Below are 25467 nucleotides of genomic sequence, written 5' to 3' on the forward strand. Positions count from 1 at the left end.
AGCCGTGTCGAAGCAAGCGCCGGGAGTGCGCATCGACGGGCTGACCGTCACCTACAACAACCTGCCCGCCGTCCGCCAGGTCAGCCTGGAGCTGGCGGCCGGGACGATCACCGGCATCGTCGGCGAGTCCGGATCGGGCAAGTCGACGCTGGCGCTGAGCCTGCTCAACGCGGTCCAGCCACCGGGCAGGATCGCCGGCGGCAGCGTCGAGATCGACGGCCTGGGCGACGTCGTGGCCCTGCGGGGCGAGGACCTGCGCAAGGCGCGGGGCGCGAAGATCGGGTACGTCTTCCAGGCGGCTCAGAACTCGCTGAACCCGCTCAAGACCGTCGGCAAGCAGTTGCTCGACCTGGGCCGCTCGCACGGCGTGGACGACCTGCGCGGCCTGGTGCGCGACGCCAAGGAGCTGCTGGGCCGGATGGGCCTGGACGGCAACCGGGTGCTCGACTCGCACCAGCACGAGCTGTCGGGCGGCATGCGCCAGCGCGTCGGCATCATGCTGGCGCTGGTGCTCAACGCCCACCTGGTCGTCCTGGACGAGCCCACGACCGCCCTCGACATGATCACCCAGGCCAACATCCTGAAGATCATCCGCGAGGTGCACGAGGAGCGCGGCCTCACCACGATGGTCATCACGCACGACATCGGCGTGGTCGCCGAGGTCGCCGACCGGCTGGCCGTCATGTACGGCGGGCGCCTGGTCGAGCAGGGCCCCACCCGCGAGGTGCTCGCCTCGCCCCAGCACCCGTACACGCGCGGCCTGATCCGCGCCATTCCCCGCCTGACCGGCGACATCGACGAGGCCCGCGCGCTGCCCGGCCGCCCGCCCACGCTGGCCACCGTGCCGGCCGAGGGCTGCGTCTTCCGCGAGCGCTGCCCGCTGCGGATGGAGGTCTGCGACACCGTCGACCCCGAGACCCAGTCGATCGGCGGCCGCCTGGTCGCCTGCCACGCCGTCAAGGTCAAGGAGCACGCGTGATCACGGGCGAGAACATCACGAAGACCTTCAAGCAGCGCGGCAACGTGCTGGACAAGCGCGAGGTGCGCGCGCTGCGCGGGGTCGACTTCAGCATCCCCCGCGGCGGCGCGGCCTCCTTCATCGGCGAGTCCGGCTGCGGCAAGACGACGCTCGGCCGCATCCTGGCCGGGCTGGAGAGCTACGACGGCGGCGAGATCACCATCGACGGCGTGCCGATGTCGGGGCTCAAGCCGAAGGCGCGCCAGCCGTACTTCCGCCGGATCCAGATGATCCACCAGGACCCCTACTCGGCGCTCAACCCCACCCGCACCATTCAGCAGACGCTCTTCGCGCCGCTGCAACTGCGGGCCAAGCAGACCGGGCGCGACGCCAAGTGGATCGAGGAGCGCGCCGCCGAGGTGCTGAGCCTGGTCGGGCTCGACCCGGGCACCGTGCTCGGCCGCTATCCGCACCAGCTGTCCGGCGGCATGCGCCAGCGCGTGGTCATCGCCCGCGCGCTCACCGTCGACCCGGAGATGCTGGTCGCCGACGAGGCCACCTCGATGATCGACGTCTCGCTGCGGCTGGGCATCCTCGCCCTGCTGAAGGACCTGCGCGAGCGGCTGAACGTGTCGGTGCTGTTCATCACGCACGACGTGGCCACCGCCCGCTACATCGGCGACGACGGCGACCTGTACGTGATCTACCGCGGCCAGGTCGTCGAGCAGGGCAAGGTGGACACCGTGATCGCCGATCCGGTGCACCCCTACACGCAGGCGCTGCTGTCGGCCATCCCGGTCCTGCACGGGCTGGAGGTGCCCGGCGAGGAGCCGGTCGTGCCCACCTCGGGCCTCGACGAGTCGAAGGAGGACACCGGCTGCCTGTTCGCCCGCCGCTGCCCGTTCGCGACCGAGGCGTGCACCGCCGCGCCGCCGCCGCTGCAGCTCACCGAGGGCGTCCCGCAGCGGCACGCCTGCATCCACCCGCGCCGGCGAAGCGTCGTCGCCCGGGAGGTGTGATGGCGGCCGGCCAGAACGCCGAGGAGATCGCCGAGGCGGCGCTGACGCTCGACCCCGGTGAGGGCGCGGCGCTGGTCCGGCGGCTGTCCAGCCCGCCCAAGGAGCGGGTCTGGACCTCCGTCGAACTGGACGGCGGTGTCGTCTTCGCCTCCGTCTCCGGCAAGGACCCGTCCATCGGGCATCTCGACCTGCTCGCCGTCCATCCGGACGAGCGGGGCCGCGGCCTGGGCAAGGAGCTGGTACGGCAGGCGGAGACCTGGCTGCGCGGCCAGGGCGCCGCCGAGGCGCGCTTCGCCGGCAACCCGCCCTGCTACGCCTGGCCCGGCATCGACGTGCGCTACACCGCCGCCGCCTGCCTGGCCGAGCGGCTCGGCTACGAGCGCTTCCACGTCGCCTGGAACATGACCGCCGACCTGGAACGCGCCGACCTGGACACCGAGGCCGACGTCGAGCGCCTGGCGCGGGCCGGCGTGCGGGTGCGCTCCGGCGTCACCGACGCGGTCGTGGCCTTCGTCGAACGCGAGTGGAACGAGCGCTGGGCGTGGGAGGCCGCCTCGGCGGCCGGGCTGCACTACGCCGAGCGCGACGGCGAGGTCGTCGCCTTCGCCGCCTGGGGCGCCCGGCCGTCCTGGTTCGGGCCCATGGGCACCGCGCCGCACGCCGAGGGCCTCGGCCTGGGCCGCGTGCTGCTGCGCCGGTGCCTGGCCGAGCAACGGGCGGCCGGCCAGGCGCAGGCGCAGATCGGCTGGGTGGGACCGCTCCGGTTCTACTCCAGAGCGGTCGGCGCCCGTGCCGAGCGGGTCTTCTGGCTCTACCGCCGCGAGCTGGGGTAGAGCAGGTGACCGACGGGGCGGGAGGGGTCGGGGCACAGCTCTCGCGGGTCGCGCGGAGCGCCGGTGAGCGTGCCCGAGCCCCACAGGTGTTCCTCGAACCGGTCGGGACCCCACCAGGCGAAGTCGTCCGGGTACAGGGTCCTGGCCAGGTGGAGCACCCAGACGCCGGTGAGCACGGGGCGGAAGGCGGCGGCGTCGGTGACGTGGAGCTGGACGCCGCGCACCGGCACCCCGGCGTGCTTGTGGAAGGTCGGGGTGAACCACGCCTCGCGGAAGCGCACGCCGGGCAGCTCGAGCTCCCGGAGCGCGGGCAGGAACCGCTCGTCGAGGTACGGCGCGCCGATCAGCTCGAACGGGCGGGTCGTGCCGCGGCCCTCCGACAGGTTCGTGCCCTCCAGCAGGCCGGTGCCCGGATAGACCAGGGCGGTGTCGGGAGTGGGCATGTTCACCGAGGGCATGATCCACGGCAGGCCGGTCGCGGCGAAGTCCATGTCGCGGCGCCAGCCGTCCATCTCGATCACCTGGACCGACGGGTCGAAGCTCAGCGCGAGCTCGCCGGCGGTCAGGCCGTGCCGGATCGGGATCGGCGCCTTGCCGACCGGGCTGGCGTAGGCCGGGTCGAGCAGGGGGCCTTCGGCGATCTCGCCGCCGAGCGGGTTGGGGCGGTCGAGCACGACGAAGCGCACGCCGAGCTTGCGGGCCGCGGCGAGGTAGTCGTACATGGTCCAGATGAAGGTGTAGAAGCGGGTGCCGATGTCGGCGATGTCGAAGATCAGGGTGTCGGCCCCGGAGCGCTCCAGCACCTCCACCGGGTCGGCCTCGTAGGTCTCCAGCACCGGCAGGCCGGTCACCGGGTCGGTGGAGTCCTGCTCGGTGAAGCCCGCCTGGGCGGTGCCGCGCAGGCCGTGCTCGGGGCCGAGCAGGACCGCCAGCGGCAGCCCGGCGGCCGTCAGCGCCTGCGCGGTCGGGGTGAGGTCCGGCAACACGCCGGTGGGGTTGGTGATGAGGCCGATGCGTTCCCCCTGCACCAGGGTGGGATCCGCGGCCAGCCGCTCTGCTCCGATTCGCATGGTTAATATTCTCTGAAACTTATTGCCAAAACAAACCCAGAGGGTGGAAATTAGCGTCATGGTTGATCCGCTTCCCGAGATGTCCACGGAGCAGAGCGATCCGCGCTTCAGCCAGATCGATCGGCTGCCGACCGAGCAGATCGCCAGGCTCATGAACGCGGCCGACGCCGCCGTGCCCGTCGCCGTCGCGGTGGCGATCCCGGCGATCTCGGCCGCCATCGACGCGATCGCGAACCAGATGGCCGCCGGAGGACGGCTGCTCTACGTAGGCGCGGGCACCTCAGGGCGGCTGGCCGTCCTGGACGCCTCCGAATGCCCGCCCACCTTCGGCACCGACCCCTCCCTCGTGCAGGGGATCATCGCCGGCGGTCCCGACGCCCTGACCCGCTCGGTCGAAGGCGCCGAGGACGACGCCGACGCCGGCGCGGCCACCATGGCCGAGCTGGAGGTCGGCCCGCTCGACTCCGTCGTCGGCATCTCGGCCAGCGGCCGGGCGCCCTTCGTGCTCGGCGCGGTCACCGAGGCCGGCCGGCGCGGCGCGCTGACCGTCGGCCTGTCGTGCAACAGCGACTCGCCACTGTCGGCGGCCTCCGCGCACGCGATCGAGGTGGTCGTCGGCGCCGAGGTGGTCACCGGCTCCACCCGGCTCAAGGCCGGCACGGCGCAGAAGCTCGTGCTCAACATGATCTCGACCATCTCGATGGTCCGGCTCGGCCGCACCTACGGCAACCGGATGATCGAGGTGTCGGCCATGAACTCCAAGCTCGCCGACCGGGCCGCGCGCATGGTGGGCGACATCACCGGCGCCGACCTCGACACCGCCCGCAAGGCCCTCGACGAGGCGGGCGGGCAGGCCAAGGTGGCCGTGGTGATGATCCAGCACGGCCTGGACGCCGGCGGCGCCCGCGCCCGCCTGGAGGAGCACGGCGAGCGCCTGGGCGACGCCCTGGAGAAGGTGAACGGCACTTGACGGCCGGCCACCTTCCCGGGGCCGGTGCACCTGGGGCGGGAGCGGGCGGCGCGGGTCTTACGAGGGCAGGCCTGACCGAAGCCGCCTCCACGGACCCGACGGACGCCACGCCCCGCACCTCGGACGCCGAGGGCCCCGCTCCGGGCCTCCCGCGCCTCCCATCGGAGACCGCAACCCCCCCGGCGGGCACCCCGCCGGGCGGCGAGGGCTCCGGGGACGGGGTGCAGGGCCGGTTGGAGGACGTGCTGGCGGAGGCCGTGCCGGCGGTCTGCCCGGCGGCGGTGGCGCTGATCGCGGTGGACGGCACGGTCGTGGCCGCCGCCGCGGCCGGCGAGCTCGTCCGCTACACCGACGAGGACGGCACCCTGGCCACCCAGCGCCCGCCCGCCCAGCGGGACTCCCTGTTCGACCTGGCCTCCATCAGCAAGCTGTTCACCACCGCCGCCCTGCTCTCCCTGGCCGAGGAAGGCCGGCTCGACCTCGACGAGCCGGTCGTGCGGTGGCTGCCCGAGCACTACGCCGAGCGCCGCCACATCACCCTTCGCCACCTGCTGTCGCACACCGCCGGCCTGCAGCCCACCCGCCGCCCCGACCTCGAACTGCCCCAGGGCGGTCACGACGAGCGGCTGGAGCTGGTGCTGTCCACCCCGATCACCCAGCCGGTGGGCGGGCCGTACCTCTACACCGACGTGGGCATGGTCACCGCCGGCCGGATCGCCGAACTGGCCGGGCGGGCGCCGCTCGACCGGCTGGTGAGCGAGCGGGTCACCGGCCCGCTCGGGCTGGCCGACACCTGCTACCGGCCCGGACCCGAGCTGCTGCCGCGCGTGGCGGCCACCGAGTGCCGCCCGCACGGCTGCACCCGGGGCGTGGTGCACGACGAGACCGCCGCCTCGCTCGGCGGCGTCGCCGGGCACGCGGGGCTCTTCTCGACCGCGGACGACGTACTCCGCTTCGGCGAGATGCTGCGGCTGGGCGGAGGGCCGGTGCTCAAGCCGGAGACGGTGGCCGAGATGGTGCGCGACCAGGGGGCGACCGGGGCGGCCTTCCGGCAGGGACTGGGCGTGCGGCTCGGCGATCCGGCCATCGTGGGGCCGCTGACCGGGGGGTTCGGGCACTCCGGATTCACCGGGACCTCGCTCGTGGTCGAGCCGTCGCTGCGGCTGACCGTGGTGGTGCTGACCAACGCCGTGCACCCGTTGCGGGGCCGGCCCGGCATCCGCGAGCTTCGCCACGCCGTCGCCACCGTGGCCGCCGTCGCGGCAGTCGCGACGCAGGAGGCGGCCCGCTGACGGCCGCGCCGGGGGCGGGCGTGGAAGCCGCCCACCCCCGGCCTCCGGCCCGCCCCCGGCGTCGGGTCCTCCGCCGACGTCCGATCCTCCCCCGGCCTCCGGTCGCTACGATCCGGGTCCTGGGGGGGCGAGGGCGTCCAGGGTCTCCTCGGCGCGGCGCAGGGCCTCCTGCGGCGCGGCGGTGACCACGTCGGCGTCGAAGTTGAGGTCGTGGAAGACGTCGGTCACGCCCTGGCCGAACAGATCGGCCACGTCCTGCCGGATCTGGTCCGCCGTACCCACGAGAGGCGCGCGCTCGCGCCCGCCGAGCTTGGTGACCCCGCGGACGACGATGCGGAGCGCCTCGGGATCACGCCCGGCCTTCTCGGCCGCCGCCTTTACAATGTAGATTTTTTCCCCGATCCCCGACAGGTCCTCCCGGCTGGAGCTGATCCAGCCGTCGGCGATCCGCCCGGCCCGGCGCAGCGCCCGGTCGGCCGCGCCGCCGAGCAGCACGGGCGGCGGCCCGGGCAGCGGCTTGGGATCGAGGTAGGACTCGGGCACGGAGTAGAACTCCCCCTGGTGCGCGACCACCTCCTGCTCCCAGCAGGCCCGCAGCACCTGCACGAACTCCTCCCCGCGCCGCCCCCGCCCGTCGAAGCCGACGCCGGCCGCGGCGAACTCCTCGGGCAGCCAGCCGAGCCCGATACCCGCCAGGAGCCGCCCGCCGGACAGGGTCTGCAACGTGGCCAGTTGCTTGGCCAGGACGACCGGCTGGACGAAGGCGTTGACCACCGCGACCCCGAGCTCGGCCCGCGAGGTCAGCCCCGACAGGTGGGCCAGGGTGACCACCGGGTCCTGGACGCTGCGGTAGGTGGGGCCCATCGGGTGCCCGACCGGGTAGAGGAGGCGCTGGAAGGTCCACAACGACGCGTAGCCGAGTTCCTCGGCCCGCTGGGCCACCCGGCGCAGGTTCTCCGGCGTGGCCCAGGGACCGGACACCGGGACGGCGAAGCCAGTTCTGCTCATGGCAATAGTCTTGCCCAGTGGGTCAGGAAGCACAGGGTCAGGAAACACTCAGCGTGGGGCGGATGCTGGCCGAGGTGGCCGGCGAGTACGGCGGCACCGGCGAGCCGGTCGCCTTCCCCACCCGCACCGACGTGCTGGTCGTCCGGCGCGGCGAGGTGGTGGCCAAGGCGCACTCGGTGCGCGAGGACCCCGGCGAGCTGCCGCTGCGGCTGCGCGCGGCGGCCCGGCTGGGCGAGGTGATGCTGGCGCCGCTGAGCGAGGAGGTGCTGGTACGGCAGGGCCGCAACGTGACGGTGTGGCCGGCGGGCCGGCCGATCTCCGCTGACGACGATCCGGCCGACGCGCCGTGGGAGGAGGGCGCAAGGCTGCTGGCGCGGCTGCATGCCGTACCCCTCACCTCGCTGCCGCCGCTGCCGCCGGCAGGCGGGCCCGCGCGGGCGGCCCGCGCGGTGGCCCGGCTGACCGGCGACTCCCCCGCCGAGAAGCTGGTACGGCAGGCGCTGGCCGGCCTGCCCGACCCCGATCAGGCGTCCGGGCCGGCCCCGGCCCGGCTGACGCACGGGGACTGGCACCTGGGCCAGCTCGTGCTGCGCGAGCGCTGGCTGCTGATCGACGTGGACGACCTCGGCGCGGGCGACCCGGCCTGGGACCTGGCGCGTCCGGCCGCGTGGTACGCGGCGGGCCTGCTGGAGCCGGCGATCTGGGAGCGGTTCCTGGGCGCCTACCTGGCCGCGGGCGGCCCGGCGCTGGGGACGGGCGACCCCTGGGCCCGGCTGGACGTCCCTGCGCGGGCGCTGACCGCGCAAGTGGCCGCGGTGGCGGTGGACAAGGCTCTGCGCGAGCGCCGGGAACTCGACGAGGCGGAGCAATCGTTGATCGAGGCGTGCGGCAGGATTGTCGGGCTTCAGGAAAGCCTGAGATAGTGGCGCACGCAGTTGGTTCCCCTATTCGGGCAAGGAGAGCAAGATGCAGTGCCCCAAGTGCCGCGGCAATATGCGGACATATGAGCGTAACGGGGTTCACATCGAGCAGTGCGACAACTGTCGGGGCATCTTCCTCGACTATGGCGAGCTCGAGACCCTGACCCGGATGGAGGCGAGCTACAACGCCGCCCCGCCGCCTCCCCCGCCCGCGCACGGCGCGCCCGGCTGGGGCGCCCCGCACCACGGCGGCGGCCACTACGGCCACCACAGGCAGCGCAGCTGGGTGAACATGCTGTTCTCGTCCTGACCTGACGGAAAGGGGCCGCACGGAGCACTCCGTGCGGCCCCTTTCCACGTCCGGGCCCGAAGGTGGCGCGAGGTCAGCCGGGGAAGTCGCCGGGGTCGACCGTGGAGGTCTTGGCGGTGCCGCCGGAGATGGCGTGCAGGGTGATCCGCCAGTCGTGCCACAGGATGCGGGTGGAGGTGTAGGTCGTCTTGAACCGCACCTTGTCCTGGAAGCGCTCGAAACTGCAGTCGCGGGTGAAGGCGCGGGCCTTGGAGTCCCAGTCGACGCCGTGGGTGAAGAAGATGCGGTACGTGCCGTCCCGCACGCCGCGGACCTTGAACTTGGCCTTGCGGCGCACGTAGATGCTGAAGGCCCGGCTGTCGCCGCGCATCAGCGTGACCACCGCGTCCCGGCTCGCGCCGTTGTGGATCTGCAGCGAGCTGCGGCCGTTGAGGGTGCCGGAGCGGACGAAGGAGCCGTTGCCCAGGCGGCGGCTGAGCTTGCCGGCCGCCTTCACCGAGACGACGTCGGCCGGGTAGCCGCCGGCCTTCTGCAGGGCCTGCCCGGCGCTGTCGAGGGCCTTCAGCTTGCCGCCGAGGTCGGTGAAGACCGCCGACGGCGTGCACACCGCGCGGCTGCCGACCTTGCCCAGCGTGGAGCCGAGCGCGGCGGAGAAGTCCCGCATCGCGCTCACGTAGGACTGGTGCTGGGCGGCGACCTCCGCCGGCGGCACCAGCGCGGCCAGGCCGTCGGCGGCCTCGCGCAGCTCGCGCTCGGCACGTTCCACCCGCTGGTCGAGGGTCTTGACGGTCCGGGCCGAGGCGATGCCGTCCAGCGACTCGCGGACCGGGCCGCCCACGCCGCGCAGCTTGCCCTTGTAGTCCTCCGGGGCCAGGGCCGCCGCGCTGGGCGGGGCCGAGGACTGCGGCCCGGCCGGGGAGGAGGAGGGCTGGGCGCCCTGCGCACCTCCCTGACCGGCGACGCCGCTGATCTCCGGGGAGCCGGTCACGGAGACCGGACTGGTACATGCGCTCAGGGTCAGCGCCGCGAGAACGAGCGCTGAGGTTTTCAACCGGGGGCCAGCCATCTGCCACACTATCGCCCGATTGATCCCTGGCCGTCAATTCAGGACTCGGTCAGCCCCCTCTCCCGGTCCTGCTCCAGCCAGCGGGTGATCCCGAGCCCTTCCAGGAACGGCAGATCGTGGCTGACCACGATCAACGCGCCCCGGTAGGCGTTGAGCGCCTGCGAGAGCTGCCGCACGCTGGCCAGGTCGAGGTTGTTGGTCGGCTCGTCCAGCAGGAGCAGTTGTGGCGGCGGCTCGGCGGCCAGCAGCGCGGCCAGGGTGGCGCGGAAGCGCTCCCCGCCCGACAGCAGGCCGGCCCGGCGCATGACGGTCTGCCCGCGGAACAGGAAGCGCGCCAGGCGGGCGCGTACCTCGGTCACCGGGGCCGTCGGAGCCAGGGCGCGCACGTTGTCGAGCACGCTCCGCTCGTCGTCGAGCAGGTCGAGCCGCTGCGGCAGGTAGCGCACGGGCACGTGCGCGCCGTGCTCCAGGATGCGGCGCAGCAGCGTCGTCTTGCCCGAGCCGTTGGCGCCCAGCACCGCGATCCGCTCGGGACCGCGCACGAGCAGCTCGGTCAGGACCCGCACGGCCTCGGCCGGCTCCTCGCCTGGCTCGCCGACGGCCTGCCCGGCCTGCCCGGCCTCCCCTGCCAGCCCGGCCTGCCCGGACTGCCCGGTCTCCCCGGCCGGTACGGCTTGCGCCGGGTCGAGCGGGAGGGTCAGGACCGTGCGGCCGGCCGGGACCTCGGTCTCGGGCAGGTCGACCCGGATCTCCGCGTCCTCCCTGACCGCCGCCTCGGCCTCGGTCAGCCGCTCGCGCGCCTGCTCGAGCTTCTCCCGGTGCGTCGTGCGCAGCCGGCCCGCCGAGACCTGCGCGGCCCTCTTGCGGCTGCCGGCGACGATCTTCGGCACCCGCTTCTGCGCCTGCATCTTGTCGCCGAAGCGCTTGCGGCGGTCGAGCTTGGTCGCGTTCTCGACCAGTTCGCGCCGCTCGCGGCGCACGTCGGCCTCCGCGCTGCGCACGGTGCGCTCGGCGGCCTCGCGTTCGGCGGCCAGCATCTCCTCGTAGTCGGACAGGGTGCCGCCGTAGAGACGGACCCCGCCCTCGTGCAGGTCGGCGATCTGATCGACCAGCTCCAGCAGGAGCCGGTCGTGGCTGATCACGACCAGCACCCCCGGCCACGACTCCACGGCGGCGTACAGCCGCTCGCGGGCCGCGAGGTCGAGGTTGTTGGTCGGCTCGTCGAGCAGCAGCACGTCCGGCCGGCGCAGGAACCGCGCGGCCAGCGCGACCATGACGGCCTCGCCGCCGGAGAGCGTCTCGACCGGCCGGTCGAGGCCCACGTGGGCGAGGCCCAGGCGGTCGAGTTCGGCGCGGGCGCGCTCCTCGACGTCCCAGTTCTCGCCGACCGCGGCGAAGTGCTCCTCGGCGACGTCGCCGGACTCGATGGCGTGCAGCGCCCGCCGTACCTCGGTGAGGCCGAGCAGTCCGGAGACGTCCCGGCCGGCGGCGGGCAGGTGTTGCGGGAGATAGCCGATCTCCCCGGCGACGGCGACCGCGCCCGACCGGGGGCGCAGCTCACCGGCGATGATCTTCAGCAGGGTGGACTTCCCGGCGCCGTTGCGGCCGATCAGGCCGGTACGGCCGGCGGGGAAGGCGGCGTCGAGGCTGCGCAGCACCGTGGTGCCGTCGGGCCAGCCGAAGGACACGCGGTCCACGACGATGGAATATGACATGAGGCGGCTCCCAAGATCACGAATGGTCAGTGATGCTTGGCGGGAACACCGCAGGCGCGCCTGAACAGGCCGAACGGCCGAGACCGGACGTGAGGTGACAGGTGCGCCGAAGACAGGCGCGGTTCCCGCGACCTCAGATCCTCACTCGTGCCCTCCAGGGCTAGGCGATAAGACCTGGTCATGATAGGGGAAGAAGATCCGGCAGGCAACAGGATCGACTCACGGCGGGTAGGCAGCCTAGAGTCGGCACAGCGTCACCCAGAGGGAGGCCCCCCATGTCAAGCATTCCCGCCCTGCTGCGCGACCGGGTCACGTCGACCCCGGACGCCGAGGCGTACCGTTATCCGGGCGAGTCCGGCTGGACCTCGCTGACCTGGAGCGAGGTGGACCGCCGGGTCCGGCCGCTCGCGCTGGGTCTGGCCGCCCTGGGCGCGAACCGCGACCACCGCGTCTCGCTGCTGTGCTCCACCCGGGTGGAGTGGATCATCGCCGACCTCGCGGTCCTGGCGACCGGGGCGGCGACCACCACGATCTACCCGTCGAACACCGCCGACGAGTGCGCGTACGTGATCAACGACTCGGGCACCCGGCTGGTCATCGCGGAGAACGACGAGCAGGTGGCCAAGCTGCTCTCGGTGCGGAAGGACCTGCCCGACGTCGCGCACGTCCTGGTCATCGACGGCTCGGCCAGCGACGACGGCTGGGTGCTGCGGCTCGACGAGGTGAGCGGCGAGGGCGACTACGACGCCCTGGTCGAGGCCATCGCCCCCGAGGACCTCGCCACGCTGATCTACACCTCCGGCACCACCGGCCGGCCCAAGGGCGTGGAGCTGACCCACGCCAACTGGCTGGCGACCGGCGACAGCGTGGCCAAGCTCGACCTGCTCGGCCCCGCCGACCTGCACTTCCTGTGGCTGCCGCTGTCGCACTCCTTCGGCAAGCTGCTGCAGGTCACGATGATCTCCTGCGGCGTCCCGACCGCGGTCGACGGCCGGCTGGACAAGATCGTCGAGAACCTCGGCGAGCTCAAGCCCACCTTCATGGCCGCCGCGCCGCGCATCTTCGAGAAGGTGCACAACACCGTCGCCGCGACCACCGCGCGCGAGGGCGGCGCCAAGGCCAAGATCTTCGACTGGGCCAAGAAGACCGGCCTGCGGGTCAGCCGGGCCCGCCAGCGCGGCCAGTCGGTTCCGCTGACCACCAGGGTCGAGCACGCGATCGCCACCAAGCTGGTCTTCAGCAAGCTCCAGGCGCGCTTCGGCGGCCGGATCCGCTTCTTCATCTCCGGCTCGGCGCCGCTGTCCATCGAGATGGCCGAGTTCTTCGACGCCGCCGGGCTGCCCATCCTGGAGGGCTACGGCCTGACCGAGTCGTCGGCGGGCAGCTTCATGAACCGCCCCGAGTCCAACGCCTTCGGCACCGTCGGGCCGCCGCTGCCCGGCGTCGAGGTGAAGATCGCCGAGGACGGCGAGGTGCTCATCGGCGGGCCCGGCATCATGCGCGGCTACCACAACCTGCCCGAGGCCACCGCCGAGGCGCTGACCGAGGACGGCTGGCTGCGCACCGGCGACATCGGCGAGCTCGACGACCAGGGCCGGCTGCGCATCACCGACCGCAAGAAGGAGCTCATCAAGACCTCCGGCGGCAAGTACGTCGCGCCGACGCACATCGAGGGCAAGATCAAGGCGGCCTGCCCGTACCTGTCGCACGTCTTCGTGCACGGCGACCGGCGCAACTACTGCACCGCGCTGGTCACCCTCGACCCCGACGTGGTCAAGCCCTGGGCGCAGGCCGAGGGGCTGCCCGAGGAGCCGGAGAAGCTGCGCGACCACGAGCGGATGCGGGCCGAGGTGCAGAAGGCGATCGACTCGGTCAACGCCGGGCTGGCCAGCTACGAGACGATCAAGAAGTTCGCCATCCTGCCCGCGGACTTCTCTGTCGAGACCGGCGAGCTCACCGCCTCCCTCAAGGTCAAGCGCAAGGTCGTCGAGACCCACTACGGCGACACCCTGGACGACTTCTACACCGACGCCAACCCCCGCTGACGCGCTACCCCCCCGCGGGTCCCCAGCCCGCGGGGCTTTCCTGCATCTATGCGGCGAGCCCTCGTAAGACGGCCCATGCCCCCGCCGACCGACCAGCCGACGTCGGCGATGGCCAAACCCTCACCGCAACACCTGCAACGCCCGAGCCCGCTTCCCCACCACCAACGGCCCCTCCCCCCGCCACTCCCGCCCGTCGCAGGCCACCACCTCCGCCCCCGCGACGTGCAGCGTGTCGGCCTGCCAGCGCCGATAGTGCCGCGACAACCCGAGCCGCGCCCCCACCAGGCTCACCAGCACCCGCACCCGGGGCAGCGAATCGGCCGCGGTCAGCAGCCTGATGTCCAGCAGCCCGTCCTCCAGCCGCGCCCGATGCCGGGGCACCGGCCCGCCGCCCTCGTGCCGGCAGTTGCCCGCCACCAGCAGCCACGTCCGGTACGGCACGCCGTCGATCACCAGCTCCTCCGGCGCGGCCCCGTCCCGCAGCAGCTTGGCCATCGACCACAGCAGCGCCGGCCAGGTCCCCACCGCCGGCCGCGCCGCCTCGACCCGCCGCGCCAGCTCGGGGTGGAGCGCGAAGGCCGCCTGGTTGACGAACGCCCGCCGCCCGGCGCCGGAGACCACCTCGCCCACGTCCACCGCGACGACGTCGCCGGTCCGGTAGGCGGAGACGGCCTCCTCCACGTCCTCGATGCCGAGCTCGACCGGGAAGCGCGCGCCCGGCGCCGGGACGGTGAGCAGCGGCACGCCGTGCCCGATGGCCAGGCCCGCGGCCTCGGCCACCGCCGCGTCGTCGCCGGCCACGCCGAGCACCTTCACCCCGTCGGGGATCGGCTCGCTGGGCCGTACGTCCTGGTGGGTCCGGGCGGCGGGCAGGGCGGCCAGCAGCGCGGGCGGCGGCGAGCCGAGCACGAGCAGGCCCTCGCCGGCCGGGTCGTGCTGAGCGGCGGGGGCGGTGGTGGCGGCGCGGGCGCGGCCGGGCTCGCCCGGCTCGGGCCAGATGCGGCGGGTGAGCAGGCCGGTGACCACGCCCACCGCCGCCCCGGCGAGCACGTCGCCCGGGTAGTGCACGCCGGTGTAGACGCGCGAGAAGCAGACGCCGGCGGCGGCCAGGCCGACCGGGATCGCGATCCGCGCGGGCGCCTCCAGCGCGACGGCGGTCGCGAAGGCGGCGGCCGAGGCGGAGTGCCCGGAGGGGAAGGAGGCCGACAGCGGCGTCTTGAGCAGCCGGGCCAGCGGCAGGTCGTCGGGCGTGGGCCGGCGCCGGTTGAAGGCCTGCTTGCCGACCAGGTTGACCAAAGGGCTGGCCAGGCCGACGGCGAGCATGCCGCGCGTCGCGGCCCGGCGCAGCCGCCGCCGGCCGCTGAGCGCCAGCACGCCCGAGACGCCCGCCCACAGCAGCGCGTTGTCCGCCGCCCGCGACAGCCGGGGCAGCACGTGCTCCAGGCCCGGCAGGCGCGCCCCGGCCACCGCGGCGAACAGCGTCTTGTCCAGCTTGTTCAGGTGTGATCGCAGCCGCATGCCCGCCACGTACCCGCTCAGATCTCGTGGAAGCCCGCGGCGTAACCCCAGGTGCGGCCCGCCGCCAGGTGGTCGGCCACGGCCCGCTCCAGCGCGGTGCGCCGGGGCAGTTCCTCCGGCGGCAGGTCGCGGCCGTAGATGAAGCCGATCAGCCCGTTGTCCTCGCGGTGGTAGAGCTCGCGGAAGCGGCGCTGGAAGGCGACGATGTTGGACTCGGCCGGCAGGTACTCGGCGAGCTGCCGGTCGAGCAGCCACGAGTAACAGACCGCGAGCACGTGCCGCTCGTCCGGGAAGTGGGCGGGGAAGAACTCCCTGGCCCAGGCGTAGGAGGCGTCGCACGCCTCCGGGCTCATCGGGCCCATGAAGTCGGGGATGTGCACGCTCAGCACCGGATCTCCCTCCCCGTACGGCAGGCCGGCCGCACGCACCCCCTCGGCGGTGGTCTTGCTCATCACCGCGCGCTCGAACTGCAGCCGCCCCAGCGAGTACAGCAGCCCGCGGTGGTGCAGCGAGTGCCACCAGGGGGCGTGCAGCCCCGCCGTGCCGAACTTGCGCCGGTGCACCGCGAGGTGGCGGCCCAGGTCGGTCAGGGTCAGCCAGCTCACCTCGTCCGGGACGCCGTGCTCGCGGTGGTAGGCGCGGGTGTACGGGAGGGCGGCGAGGTAGACGTAGGCGTAGAAGTACGGGCCGTGCTCGGCCGTGGCCTCCTCGGGCAGCGTGATCTCCGACCCTGGGCGGCCCGTCCCGGCCACGAGCTGCCCCGCGTAGCTCTCGACCTGCCGCCACGTCTCGGAGCCCGGCCTGGGCGCTCCGGCGAGCAGGGGGTTGACGTCCTCGTGCGGTACGGCCAGCCGCAGGAGCTCCTCGGCGGTCAGGTGCTTGAGATCCATACGGCCTAGCTTGCCAGCAGCAGCGTGGACGCGGCGTCCCGGATCTCCTGGCTGAACGGGGTGGGGCGGAAGGTCGCCGGGTCGAGGTTCACGTTCACCCGGTGGCCTTCGGCGTGGACCACCGAGCGGTCGGCCGACAGCACGCGGAAGCCGTACACGCCGCTGGTGGTGCCCATGCGGTCCATCCAGAACTCCACCAGCACCTCGCCGACGCCCACGATGGGGGCGTTGTAGAGGATCTTGAACTCGCGCACGGCCATGAACACGTCCTTGAACGCCGAGACCGACGGGTCGAAGGCCCAGCCCTGCTCGGTCCAGAACGTGGTCACCGCCCGCTCCACCAGGAGGGCGTAGCGGGAGTTGTGCAGCAGTCCCATGGCGTCGAGGTCGTCGAAGTGCACCTGGACGGGGCGAATCTGGGTCATCTCAATCCTCCGGTAGCAAAGCGGGGTCGGTGGCCAGCGCGCGCAGGCGCTGGAGCACGGCCTGGCGGCCGTGCCGGAAACTGGGCTCGCACTCGAGCAGCCGGGCGGAGGTGACCACCGCGGCGCCGATCGCGTTGATCTCGAACACCAGCAGCTCGGGGTCGGTCTCGGGGACGAGGTCGCCCTGCGCCACGGCCTCGGAGAGGACGCGCAGCAGCAGCCCGTGCCAGTCGCGCTTGGCCTCGGCGATCCGCTCGCGGACCGGGCCGGGCAGGTCGTCGAACTCGGCCTCGGCGGCGAAGAAGAAGCAGCCGCCCGGGAGCACGCCCTCGGCGTAGAAGCGCAGCCGTTCCTCGTGCAGGGCGAACAGGCGGCGCACGCCCCTGGGGCGGCGCAGCGCGGGCACGACGATCCGGTCGCGCCACTGGGCCGCCGCCCACTCGACCGCGTCGAGCTGCAGCTCGGTCTTGTCGCGCCAGTGCGAGAAGAAGCCCGACTTGCTCATCCCCGCGGCGGCGGCGAGCTTGCTCAGGGACAGGCCGTCGAGCCCGTCCACCGAGGCCAGCTCGACCGCGGTGGCCAGGATCGCCTCCCGGCTGCGCTGCCCGCGCACCTTCCGGCCGTCTGTCATGCCTACGAGGCTAGCAGACAATAAGACCGACCGGTCGCTTATATTTGCCCGGCCGTCAGAGGCGGGCCCGGAGGGCCTCGATGAGCCGGTCGGCGGCCAGGGCCGGGGTGAGCTCGCCCGCCAGGACCGCCCGCTCGATCCCGGCCGCCGCCGGGGCCCGCCGCACCTCGTCCAGCAGGCGATTCTCCACCAGCGTCCACACCCACCGCACCTGCTGCTCGCGGCGCTTGGCGACCAGGTCGAGCCCGTCCTGGTGCGCGACGACCTGCCGCCACACCTCCGCCAGCCCCGCCCCGGTCAGCCCGCTGCAGGTCAGCACCTGGGTCGAGGCGTGCACCATGCGCAACGCCCCGGCCAGCTCGCGCGCCGCCTTGCGCGCGGCCAGCTCGTGCTCGCCGTCGGCCTTGTTGACGGCGATCACGTCGGCCAGTTCCAGCACGCCCTTCTTGATGCCCTGCAACTGGTCGCCGGTGCGGGCGAGGCTGAGCACCAGGAAGCTGTCCACCATGTCCGCCACGGCGGTCTCGCTCTGCCCGACGCCGACCGTCTCGACCAGCACCACGTCGTACCCGGCCGCCTCGACCACGACCATCGCCTCGCGCGTGGCCTTGGTGACCCCGCCGAGCGTCCCCCTGGTCGGCGACGGCCGCACGAACGCCGCCTCGTCCGCCGACAGCCGCGCCATCCGGGTCTTGTCCCCCAGGATGCTCCCGCCGGTCCGCGTCGAGCTCGGATCCACGGCCAGCACGGCCACCCGGCGGCCCTCGCCGGTCAGCATCGAGCCCAGCGCGTCGATGAACGTCGACTTGCCCACGCCGGGCACCCCGCTGATCCCCACCCGCCGCGCCCCGCCCGCCAGCGGCGTCAGCTCGACCAGCATGCGCTGCGCCAGCTCCCGGTGATCGGGCCGGGCCGACTCCACGAGTGTGATCGCCCGGGCGATCCAGGTACGGGAACCCGCCTTCACGCCCTCGACGTAGTCCTCCAGCGAACGCATGGGTTCGATGCTATGCCGCTAGGCTGTCCGCCATGGTCATCGACGGGCGCTTTGAGCTGCTTGAGCAGCTCGGCAGCGGCGGCATGGGCACGGTCTGGCGTGCGCGCGACGTCGCACTCCACCGGGAGGTCGCGCTCAAGGAGGTCCGCGACGGCGGCTCCCCGCAGATGCGGGAGCGCGTGCTGCGCGAGGCTCGGGCGCTGGCGCGGCTGCATCACCCGAACGTGGTGACCATCCACCACATCGTGGACATCCCTGGCGGGCATCCGTGGCTGGTGATGGAGCTGGTCGCCGGGCAGTCGCTGGCGCAGCGGCTCGCCTACGGGCCCATGCCGCCCGCCGAGGCCGCCCGGGTGGGCCGGGGCATCCTCGCCGCCCTGCGCACCGCGCAGGCCGCCGGGATCCTGCACCGGGACGTCAAGCCGGCCAACGTCCTGCTGCGGCCGGACGGCACGCCGGTGCTCACCGACTTCGGGATCGCCTCGCTCGGGGACGCCCCCGGCCTCACCGGGACCGGGGAACTGGTCGGCTCGCCCGAGTACATGGCGCCCGAGCGGCTTCGCGGGCTGGAGGGGCATGCCGCCTCCGACCTGTGGTCGCTGGGGTTGCTGCTGTACGTGGCGGTCGAGGGGCGCAACCCGTTCCGGCGCGACACCACCATGGCCACGCTCGCCGCCGTCCTGGCCGCGAACATCCCGCCCGCCACGAACGCCGGTCCTTTGGAGCCGGTGTTGCGGGCGCTGCTCACGCCCGACCCCGATGCGCGGCCGCCGTTCGAGTGGCTGGAGCGGGAGCTCGCCCGGGTGACCGGCGAGAGCCCTGCCCCGTGGGCGACGTCCGCCTCCGGCCCCCACCCGTCGTACGGCGGAGCACCCCCGGCACCCTCCGGGCAGCCGGCCTTCGGACCCGGAGGGCCACCGGCCTTCGGGGGCACCGGGACCTCGCCCGGGTTCGGCGGGGGCAAGACGTTCGCCTCGGGCGACCCGGGCCGGCACGGCTCGCCGTACAACCAGGCCACGCAGACCGGGTCGAAGTCCAAGGCCCCGGTGGTCGCGGTGCTCGCCGTCGCGGTCGCCGCCACCCTGGTGGTGGGCGGCGTCGTGCTGGTCCCCCGGCTCATCGGCGAGACTCCGGGCACGACCAGCACGCCCCGCGCGGGCTCCTCTCCCGTGACCTCCCGCGACGCCAAGCCCGATGACGACCCCACCCCCGAGCCGAGCGCCGAGCGCGAGACCCCGCGCCAGCCCGCCGACCTGATCACCCCGGAGGGCATCCGGGCCATCACCGCGGCGGTCAAGCAGGAGACCGGCGGCACCAAGGTGTGGGAGCTGACGATCTATCCGGAGTACGCCAGCGTCAACATCCCGGTCCGCGGCCGTCCCAAGGCCTACGACTCCCTCAACTACCGCGACGGGGCCGTCACGCCCGGCGTCCTCGACGGCCCGTGGCCCTACGGCGGCCAGACCTTCGACGTGACGAAGATCGACTGGTCGGTGCTGCCGGTACTGCTCAAGAAGGCCGACCAGACGCTCAAGGTGAAGAAGCCGACCTCGCGCTACGTCATCGTCAAGCCGACCTGGCCCACCTTCTCCACCGCGAGCCGCCCGACGATCATGGTTTACCTGTCCGACAAGTACGGCGGCGGCTACCTCGCCGCCGACGCCAACGGCAAGGTGCACACCACCCACCCCGCCGACTCCTGAGATATCCCCGCAGGTCAGGAGCAATCCGGACGACTTGCCGATCGGCTGAGCGCGGTCCGGGGGCCGTGCCATCCTGGCTCGGACATGGCGGAGCATACGGCCGCGCTCGCGGCGTTCAACCGGGGTGCGGCGCTGGCGGCCGGGTGCCGGGACCGGCTGGATCCAGCCGTCCGGCTCATGAACGGGCACGCGTGGGTGGGCGGCGGCGCTCCGGCGTTCGGCGCGGAGCTGGCCGGGCGGCGGGCCGCCCTCCAGGCCACGCTGGGTGAGGCCCTGGCCGCGCTGGCCACCCAGGTGGTACGGCACGGCGGAGCGGCCCCGGTGGTCCCGCGGCTCGGCACGTCCGTGGCGGTGGCCAACCCGCCATCGGGCGCGTATCGCGGCATCGAGCCGGAGGCGATGACCTCGCTGATCACCGCCCTCGGGACCGGCGGTGAGGCGCTGGCGGCGGCCGGGACCCGGCTGGCGGCCGAACTGTCCGGCGCGGGCGCGGACCCCGGGCCCGGGAGCCGCCTCGGGCAGGTGGCGGCCTGGTGCCACGCCCAGGCGGACGACCTGCGGCGGCGGCTGGCCCGCATCCGGCAGCAGGCGCCCGGCGGGGCGCTGTCCGGGAGCGGGGTGGCGTACGGCCTGTTCGGCGGCTTCGCCCCCGACACCGCCGGGACCCAGGCGCTGCTGGGACGGCTGTCCGGAGGCGACGCCGAGGCGCTGCGGCAGTTGCTGGCCGGGCGCGATCCCGGCCAGGCCGGGCGGGTCAGCGCGTGGTGGCAGACCCTGGACCTGCCCGCCCGTTCCCGGGCTGCTGGGCTCCCCGGCTTCGGGCTGCTCGACGGGCTGCCCTGTGCGGTCCGAGACCGGGCCAACCGGGAGTACCTGGCCGCCGAGAAAGCGCGCCTCCTGCGCGAACGGGACGCCGGGGTGGCCGAGGTGGCGCGGGACCCGCGGCTGCTGGGCGGGTGGGAGCCGCTGAACGACCGGCTCCGGCGGATCGAGCTCATCGAGCGGGTGTTGCGGCCGGTGGCCGGGCACCCGCCCCAGTACCTGCTGGCCTTCGACCTCACCGGGCTGGGGCGGCTGGTCCTGTCATGGGGCGACCCCGACGCGGCCGACATCACCGTCACCAGCGTGTCCGGGCTCAGCTCCTCGCTGGACGGGGCGGCCGGGGAGGTGCAGCGGTCGCGGGCCCTCTGGCAGCAGGCCTCCACCACGTCCGGGGGGCGGGCTGTGGCTTCGATCACCTGGCTGGGGTACGACGCGCCGCAACTCGACCCCGGGGTGTTCCACGCCTCCCGGTCCGTCACCCTGGACCGTGCGGCCGCTCTCGGTGGGGTGGCTTTGGCGGGATTCGTGGACGGGCTCCGCGCCTCGCACCGGCCCTCCGGGACGGCTCGGTCCGTGGTGGTGGGGCACAGCTACGGCTCCTTGACCACGGGCAAGGCCGCCGTCCTCCGGCCCGGGCGGCTGGCGGACACGTTGGTGTTCGTGGGGAGCCCGGGGGTGGGGGTGTCGCATGTGTCCGAGCTGGGGATGCGGGGGTCGCAGGTGTGGGTGGGGGAGGCTGGGACGGATCCGGTGGCGATGCTGGGGCGCTTCGGGCGGGATCCGGGGCGGCCGGAGTTCGGGGCACAGAGCTTTCCGGTGGCGCCGGGGGTCCCACTGGCTTCGCACAGCAGTTATTGGGATCCGTACTCGGCGTCCCTCCGGAACCTCGGCCACATCATCACCGGTAACTGCGACAAGATCACTTACCTTCGCCCGCAGCTTCTCATGCCCCAGCTCGCGCCCGACATCATCCTCCCGGACAAGCAGGTGAGCCCACCGTGCACCGACTCCTCGCCCTCGCTCTACTCGCCGCAGGATGTGCGGTGACACCGATGGGCCAGCAGCAGGCGATCAGCCGAGCCGAGCACCTCGTACGCGACACAGCGGCCGCCCTTACCCCGACACCCCGGCTCGAAATGATCGCCTCGTCAGTCGAGCCCAACGCGTGCCTGGACGGCGACGACGGGGTGGTGATGAGCCGGGCCTACTGGCTGCGGGACGTGCCGAAGGGACGCACCATGGAGCTCTCCCGCCAGGTCCAAGCCCACTGGCGCAAGCGCGGGTACACCGTCACGGCGGTGGGCACCGGCGACAACCCCGAGCTCAGCGGCGAGTCGACCACCGACTCCTTCACCCTCGCCCTGGGATGGGCCGAAGGTGACGACCTCTATCTCGCCGCCACCTCCCCCTGCGTCACCCCCGATGCCCCAACCGCCCCCGCAACTCCTCCAGCAACCCCAGCGCCGCCTCAGCGATGACCGTCCCCGGAGGAAAGATCGCCGAGGCCCCGGCAGCCCGAAGGGCCGGGAAGTCCGCAGGCGGGATGACCCCGCCGACGACCACCATCACCTCCGAAGCGTCCAGCTCAGCCAGCGCCGCCCGCAACGCAGGCACAAGCGTGAGGTGCCCCGCGGCGAGGGTGGAGACGCCGACGATGTGGACGTCGGCCTCGACCGCCTGCCGGGCGACCTCCTCGGGCGTCTGGAAGAGCGGCCCGACGTCGACGTCGAAGCCGAGGTCGGCGAAGGCGGTGGCGATCACCTTCTGCCCGCGGTCGTGCCCGTCCTGTCCCATCTTGGCCACGAGGATGCGCGGCCGGCGTCCCTCGGCCTCCTCGAAGGCGGCGCAGGCCTGCCGTACGCGCTCGATGTTCTCCACCGGTCCTGCCTCGTCGCGATACACCCCGGAGATGGTACGGATCTGCCCGGCATGCCGACCGTACACCTTCTCCAAGGCATCGGAGATCTCTCCCACGGTGGCCTTGGCGCGGGCGGCGCGGATGGCGAGGTCGAGGAGGTTGTCGTCGCCGGCGGCGCCCTTGGTGAGGGCGTCGAGGGCGTCGGCGACCGCCTGGGGGTCGCGTTCGGCGCGCAGGCGGCGCAGCTTGTCGAGCTGCTGGGCGCGGACGGCGCTGTTGTCGACCTTGAGGACTTCGATGGGCTCGTCGGCGTCGGGGCGGTACTTGTTGACGCCGATGACCGGCTGGCGGCCGGAGTCGATCCGGGCCTGGGTGCGGGCGGCGGCCTCCTCGATGCGGAGCTTGGGCAGCCCGGCGTCGATCGCGCGGGCCATGCCGCCGGCCTGCTCGACCTCCTGGATGTGCGCCCAGGCCTTCTCGGCGAGGTCGTGGGTGAGGCGTTCGACGTAGTAGCTGCCGCCCCAGGGGTCGATCGGCCGCGTGGTGCCCGACTCCTGCTGCAGGACGAGCTGGGTGTTGCGGGCGATGCGGGCGGAGAAGTCGCTGGGCAGCGCGAGCGCCTCGTCAAGGGCGTTGGTGTGCAGGGACTGCGTGTGGCCCTGGGTGGCGGCCATGGCCTCGACGCAGGTGCGGGCGACGTTGTTGAAGACGTCCTGGGCGGTGAGAGACCAGCCGGAGGTCTGGCAGTGCGTGCGCAGCGACAGCGACTTGGGGTTCTTGGCCCCGAATCCGGCGACGAGTTTCGCCCAGAGCAGGCGGGCGGCGCGGAGTTTGGCGACTTCCATGAAGAAGTTCATGCCGACGCACCAGAAGAACGACAGCCGCGGCGCGAAGGCGTCGACGTCCAGCCCGGTTTCGACACCGGCGCGCAGGTATTCGACGCCGTCGGCGAGGGTGTAGGCGAGTTCGAGGTCGCAGGTCGCCCCGGCTTCCTGGATGTGGTAGCCGGAGATGCTGATGGAGTTGAACTTCGGCATCTTCGCACTGGTGTAGGCGAAGATGTCGGAGATGATGCGCATGGAGGGCGCGGGCGGATAGATGTAGGTGTTGCGAACCATGAACTCCTTGAGGATGTCGTTCTGGATCGTCCCCGCGAGCTGCTCCGGCGCCACCCCCTGCTCCTCCGCCGCGACGATGTACAGCGCCAGGATCGGCAGCACCGCGCCGTTCATGGTCATCGACACGCTCATCCGGTCGAGCGGGATGCCGTCGAAGAGCTGGCGCATGTCGTAGATCGAGTCGATCGCCACCCCGGCCATGCCGACGTCGCCCGCGACGCGCGGGTGGTCGGAGTCGTAGCCGCGGTGCGTGGCCAGGTCGAAGGCGACGCTCAGGCCCTTCTGCCCGGCGGCGAGGTTGCGGCGGTAGAAGGCGTTCGACTCCTCGGCGGTGGAGAAGCCGGCGTACTGGCGGACCGTCCAGGGCTGGTTGACGTACATCGTGGGATAGGGACCCCGCAGGTACGGCGGAGCTCCCGGGTAGGTGGCCAGGAAGTCCAGCCCGTCGAGGTCGCCGGCGGTGTAGACGGTCTTGACCTCGATACCCTCGGGCGTCTCCCAGGGCTCGCCGGCGACGTCCGGGACGGTCTCCGCGGAGCTGAAGGAGATGCCGGAGAAGTCGGGAATCATCGGGCCACTCCCAGGTCGTCGAAGGTGGTACGGAGCACGTCCAGGGCGTCGCACCCGGCGTGGAGGGTGGCGTCGACGCCCTCGTAGCCGCCCTTGCCGGCCAGCCAGACCCGCCGGGCGCCGGCCTCGCGCAGGGCCTTGGCGACGGCTTCGGCGTGCTCGCCGTACAGCTTGTCGGTGCCGCACAGGCAGGCGACGGCGCAGCCGGAGGCGGTGAAGGCGGCGGCCAGCCCGGCCGGGTCGAGCAGCGGGCCGGAGGTCGTGGTGGCGATGCCGCCGGCGGCGAACAGGTTCGCGGCGAAGGCGGCGCGCGCGGTGTGGGCGGCGACCGGGCCGAGGGTGGCGAGGAAGACCGTGGGCCGCTCGGGCTGGGCGTCGGCGAGGTCACGCAGCGCCTCGAACTCCCGCGCGTACCGCAGCACACCCGCGGACCGGGGCGCCGATGGGGAGCCGGTGGCGATCGGGCCGGCGGGGTCCCCCGCCGAGCCGCCGGGGGATCCCGCCCGGACGGGCTTCTCGGCGAGGTCGGGGAACTCGCTCACACCGGTGATCGGGCGGCGGCGGTGGGCCACGTCGGCGTCGCGCCGCGCTCGGGTGCCCGCGATGCGGTCCGAGACCAGGGGCTCCGCCCGCTCGATCCCGCCCTCGCGCTCGATCTCCTGGAACCACTCCCACCCCCGAACCGCCAGCTCGTGCGTGAGCCGTTCCACGTACCAGGACCCGCCCGCCGCGTCGGCGACCCGGCCGAGCGACGACTCCTCCAGCAGGAGCACCTGCGTGTTGCGCGCGATCCGCCGCGAGAAGCCGTCCGGCAGCCCGAGGGCGGCGTCGAACGGCTGCACGGTCACCGAGTCGGCCCCGCCGACCCCGGCGCCGAAGCAGGCCAGCGTGGTGCGCAGCATGTTCACCCAGGGGTCGCGCCGCGTCATCATGGCCGAGGAGGTCACCGCGTGCTGGAGCTGCTCCCCCGGCCCGCCGCACACCTGCGCCACCCGCGCCCACAGCCGGCGGGCGGCGCGCAGCTTGGCGATGGTCGCGAACTGCTCGGCGGTGGCGGCGTACCGGAACTCGAGCTGCCCCAGCGCCTCGGAGACGCTCAGCCCGCCCTCGGTCAGCGCGCGCAGCGCCGCGACGCCGAGCGCCAGGGAGCAGCCGAGCTCCTCCACGTCGCCGGCGCCCTGGTCGTGGTACGGCGTGGCGTCCACGACCACCGCGCGCAGGCCGGGGTGCTCGTCGAGGCAGCGCCTGGCCAGCTCGGGGGTGCCGCCTGCCGTACCGGACGCGCCCAGGTTGCCGGACAGCCGCACGCCGCGCTCGGCGGCCAGCCCGAACAGGACCTCGGCCGCCTCGCCGGTGCGCTCCCCCGCCTCCAGGACGACCGGCGCGAGGTCGAGGTAGACGTCCTTGAGCACCGCGGGCAGGTCCTGCGGCGCGAGCGCCAGCCAGAGCGAGGTGACGCCGTTCTCCAGGTCGCCCAGGACCGCTTCCGGGTCGGGGACGGCGTGCCGCTGCCGGACGTCCCAGCCGCGCCCGCCCGGCCGCAGCCCGGTCGCCCCGGCCAAGTCGCCCGCGTCGTACAGCGGGGCCACCTCGACCCCGTCGTAGGTGGCGACGGCCAGGTGGGCCTCGGGATCGGCGACGTCCGCGCCGGACTTGCGCAACACGGCCAGGGCCATCGCGCGCCAGTCGTCGCGCGTCGAGGGAGGGAAGTCCGACGCCAGTTCCATGC

General features: G+C 73.4%; 22 protein-coding genes. 11 read left to right on the forward strand and 11 right to left on the reverse strand.

Annotation, left to right across the window (positions count from 1 at the left end; all coding sequences use genetic code 11):
• The first annotated feature begins 4 nt into the window (after positions 1-4).
• The 3 genes from AB0I67_RS35660 to AB0I67_RS35670 are packed head-to-tail and all read left to right on the forward strand — an operon-like array spanning position 5 to position 2810.
• On the forward strand, positions 5-979 hold the full coding sequence (locus AB0I67_RS35660; protein ID WP_357933062.1) for an ABC transporter ATP-binding protein: 975 nt from the start codon (positions 5-7) through the stop codon (positions 977-979).
• Positions 976-1977: an ABC transporter ATP-binding protein gene (locus AB0I67_RS35665; RefSeq protein ID WP_357933064.1), complete on the forward strand. Its 1002-nt coding sequence runs from the start codon at positions 976-978 to the stop codon at positions 1975-1977. Before AB0I67_RS35660 ends, AB0I67_RS35665 begins: the two co-directional genes overlap by 4 nt.
• The gene (locus tag AB0I67_RS35670; RefSeq protein WP_357933067.1) at positions 1977-2810 is read left to right on the forward strand and encodes a GNAT family N-acetyltransferase; all 834 of its coding nucleotides are present in this window, start codon (positions 1977-1979) and stop codon (positions 2808-2810) included. The genes AB0I67_RS35665 and AB0I67_RS35670 overlap by 1 nt, the downstream gene beginning before the upstream one ends.
• Here AB0I67_RS35670 and AB0I67_RS35675 read toward each other — a convergent pair.
• Positions 2789-3880, reverse strand: coding sequence for a DUF1343 domain-containing protein (locus tag AB0I67_RS35675; protein WP_357933070.1), 1092 nt, complete (start codon positions 3878-3880; stop codon positions 2789-2791). The two genes, AB0I67_RS35670 and AB0I67_RS35675, sit on opposite strands and share 22 nt — an antisense overlap.
• A 58-nt stretch (positions 3881-3938) precedes the next feature.
• Here AB0I67_RS35675 and murQ point away from each other — a divergent pair, with 58 nt between their 5' ends.
• The gene (gene murQ / locus AB0I67_RS35680) at positions 3939-4850 is read left to right on the forward strand and encodes an N-acetylmuramic acid 6-phosphate etherase (RefSeq protein ID WP_357933073.1); all 912 of its coding nucleotides are present in this window, start codon (positions 3939-3941) and stop codon (positions 4848-4850) included.
• A gap of 221 nt (positions 4851-5071) precedes the next feature.
• Positions 5072-6142 (forward strand): serine hydrolase domain-containing protein, encoded by a 1071-nt coding sequence (locus tag AB0I67_RS35685; protein WP_357933076.1) that lies wholly within the window; start codon positions 5072-5074, stop codon positions 6140-6142.
• 105 nt (positions 6143-6247) lie between these two features.
• Here the strand turns inward: AB0I67_RS35685 and AB0I67_RS35690 are convergent, their stop codons facing one another.
• Entirely contained in the window at positions 6248-7150 is a 903-nt protein-coding gene (locus AB0I67_RS35690) for a TIGR03619 family F420-dependent LLM class oxidoreductase (protein ID WP_357933079.1), read from the reverse strand.
• 62 nt (positions 7151-7212) lie between these two features.
• On the opposite strand from AB0I67_RS35690, the gene AB0I67_RS35695 reads away from it, so the two are divergent.
• Together AB0I67_RS35695 and AB0I67_RS35700 are read left to right on the forward strand one after the other, a co-directional pair.
• Positions 7213-8073: a phosphotransferase gene (locus tag AB0I67_RS35695; RefSeq protein WP_357933082.1), complete on the forward strand. Its 861-nt coding sequence runs from the start codon at positions 7213-7215 to the stop codon at positions 8071-8073.
• A 43-nt stretch (positions 8074-8116) separates the two neighbouring features.
• Positions 8117-8380, forward strand: coding sequence for a zf-TFIIB domain-containing protein (locus AB0I67_RS35700; protein ID WP_357933085.1), 264 nt, complete (start codon positions 8117-8119; stop codon positions 8378-8380).
• A gap of 73 nt (positions 8381-8453) precedes the next feature.
• Here AB0I67_RS35700 and AB0I67_RS35705 read toward each other — a convergent pair whose 3' ends face one another.
• Together AB0I67_RS35705 and AB0I67_RS35710 are read right to left on the reverse strand one after the other, a co-directional pair.
• The gene (locus AB0I67_RS35705; protein WP_357933088.1) at positions 8454-9368 is read right to left on the reverse strand and encodes a hypothetical protein; all 915 of its coding nucleotides are present in this window, start codon (positions 9366-9368) and stop codon (positions 8454-8456) included.
• A gap of 116 nt (positions 9369-9484) precedes the next feature.
• A complete protein-coding gene (locus tag AB0I67_RS35710; protein ID WP_357933091.1) occupies positions 9485-11161 on the reverse strand; it encodes an ABC-F family ATP-binding cassette domain-containing protein in 1677 nt (558 codons plus the stop codon).
• A 275-nt stretch (positions 11162-11436) separates the two neighbouring features.
• Between AB0I67_RS35710 and AB0I67_RS35715 the strand changes: the two genes are divergently transcribed.
• Positions 11437-13206 carry a long-chain fatty acid--CoA ligase gene (locus tag AB0I67_RS35715; RefSeq protein WP_357933094.1) on the forward strand — a complete coding sequence of 590 codons (1770 nt, stop codon included), beginning with the start codon at positions 11437-11439 and terminating at the stop codon, positions 13204-13206.
• A gap of 120 nt (positions 13207-13326) precedes the next feature.
• Here AB0I67_RS35715 and AB0I67_RS35720 read toward each other — a convergent pair whose 3' ends face one another.
• Genes AB0I67_RS35720 through meaB form a run of 5 tightly spaced genes read right to left on the reverse strand, consistent with a single transcriptional unit; the run spans position 13327 to position 17667 of the window.
• Positions 13327-14724: a phosphatase PAP2 family protein gene (locus AB0I67_RS35720; protein WP_357933097.1), complete on the reverse strand. Its 1398-nt coding sequence runs from the start codon at positions 14722-14724 to the stop codon at positions 13327-13329.
• Positions 14725-14741: 17 nt separating this feature from the next.
• Positions 14742-15614 (reverse strand): acyltransferase domain-containing protein, encoded by an 873-nt coding sequence (locus AB0I67_RS35725; RefSeq protein WP_357933100.1) that lies wholly within the window; start codon positions 15612-15614, stop codon positions 14742-14744.
• A gap of 5 nt (positions 15615-15619) precedes the next feature.
• Entirely contained in the window at positions 15620-16039 is a 420-nt protein-coding gene (locus AB0I67_RS35730; RefSeq protein WP_357933102.1) for a thioesterase family protein, read from the reverse strand.
• Between the two features lies 1 nt (position 16040).
• The gene (locus tag AB0I67_RS35735; protein WP_357933105.1) at positions 16041-16670 is read right to left on the reverse strand and encodes a TetR family transcriptional regulator; all 630 of its coding nucleotides are present in this window, start codon (positions 16668-16670) and stop codon (positions 16041-16043) included.
• Between the two features lie 55 nt (positions 16671-16725).
• The gene (meaB, locus tag AB0I67_RS35740; protein ID WP_357933108.1) at positions 16726-17667 is read right to left on the reverse strand and encodes a methylmalonyl Co-A mutase-associated GTPase MeaB; all 942 of its coding nucleotides are present in this window, start codon (positions 17665-17667) and stop codon (positions 16726-16728) included.
• 32 nt (positions 17668-17699) lie between these two features.
• Between meaB and AB0I67_RS35745 the strand changes: the two genes are divergently transcribed.
• The 3 genes from AB0I67_RS35745 to AB0I67_RS35755 all read left to right on the forward strand — a co-directional run bounded on the left by AB0I67_RS35745 (position 17700) and on the right by AB0I67_RS35755 (position 21670).
• Entirely contained in the window at positions 17700-19370 is a 1671-nt protein-coding gene (locus AB0I67_RS35745; RefSeq protein WP_357933111.1) for a serine/threonine-protein kinase, read from the forward strand.
• Between the two features lie 84 nt (positions 19371-19454).
• Positions 19455-21239, forward strand: a complete 1785-nt coding sequence (locus tag AB0I67_RS35750) for an alpha/beta hydrolase (RefSeq protein ID WP_357933114.1) — start codon at positions 19455-19457, stop codon at positions 21237-21239.
• An 89-nt stretch (positions 21240-21328) separates the two neighbouring features.
• On the forward strand, positions 21329-21670 hold the full coding sequence (locus tag AB0I67_RS35755) for a hypothetical protein (protein ID WP_357933117.1): 342 nt from the start codon (positions 21329-21331) through the stop codon (positions 21668-21670).
• Here the strand turns inward: AB0I67_RS35755 and scpA are convergent.
• Entirely contained in the window at positions 21606-23738 is a 2133-nt protein-coding gene (gene scpA / locus AB0I67_RS35760) for a methylmalonyl-CoA mutase (RefSeq protein WP_357933120.1), read from the reverse strand. The two genes, AB0I67_RS35755 and scpA, sit on opposite strands and share 65 nt — an antisense overlap.
• Positions 23735-25465: a methylmalonyl-CoA mutase subunit beta gene (locus tag AB0I67_RS35765; RefSeq protein WP_357933123.1), complete on the reverse strand. Its 1731-nt coding sequence runs from the start codon at positions 25463-25465 to the stop codon at positions 23735-23737. The genes scpA and AB0I67_RS35765 overlap by 4 nt, the downstream gene beginning before the upstream one ends.
• Positions 25466-25467: the final 2 nt, after the last annotated feature.

It is taken from the genome of Nonomuraea sp. NPDC050310 (genome assembly GCF_040655795.1).
Taxonomy (GTDB): domain Bacteria; phylum Actinomycetota; class Actinomycetes; order Streptosporangiales; family Streptosporangiaceae; genus Nonomuraea.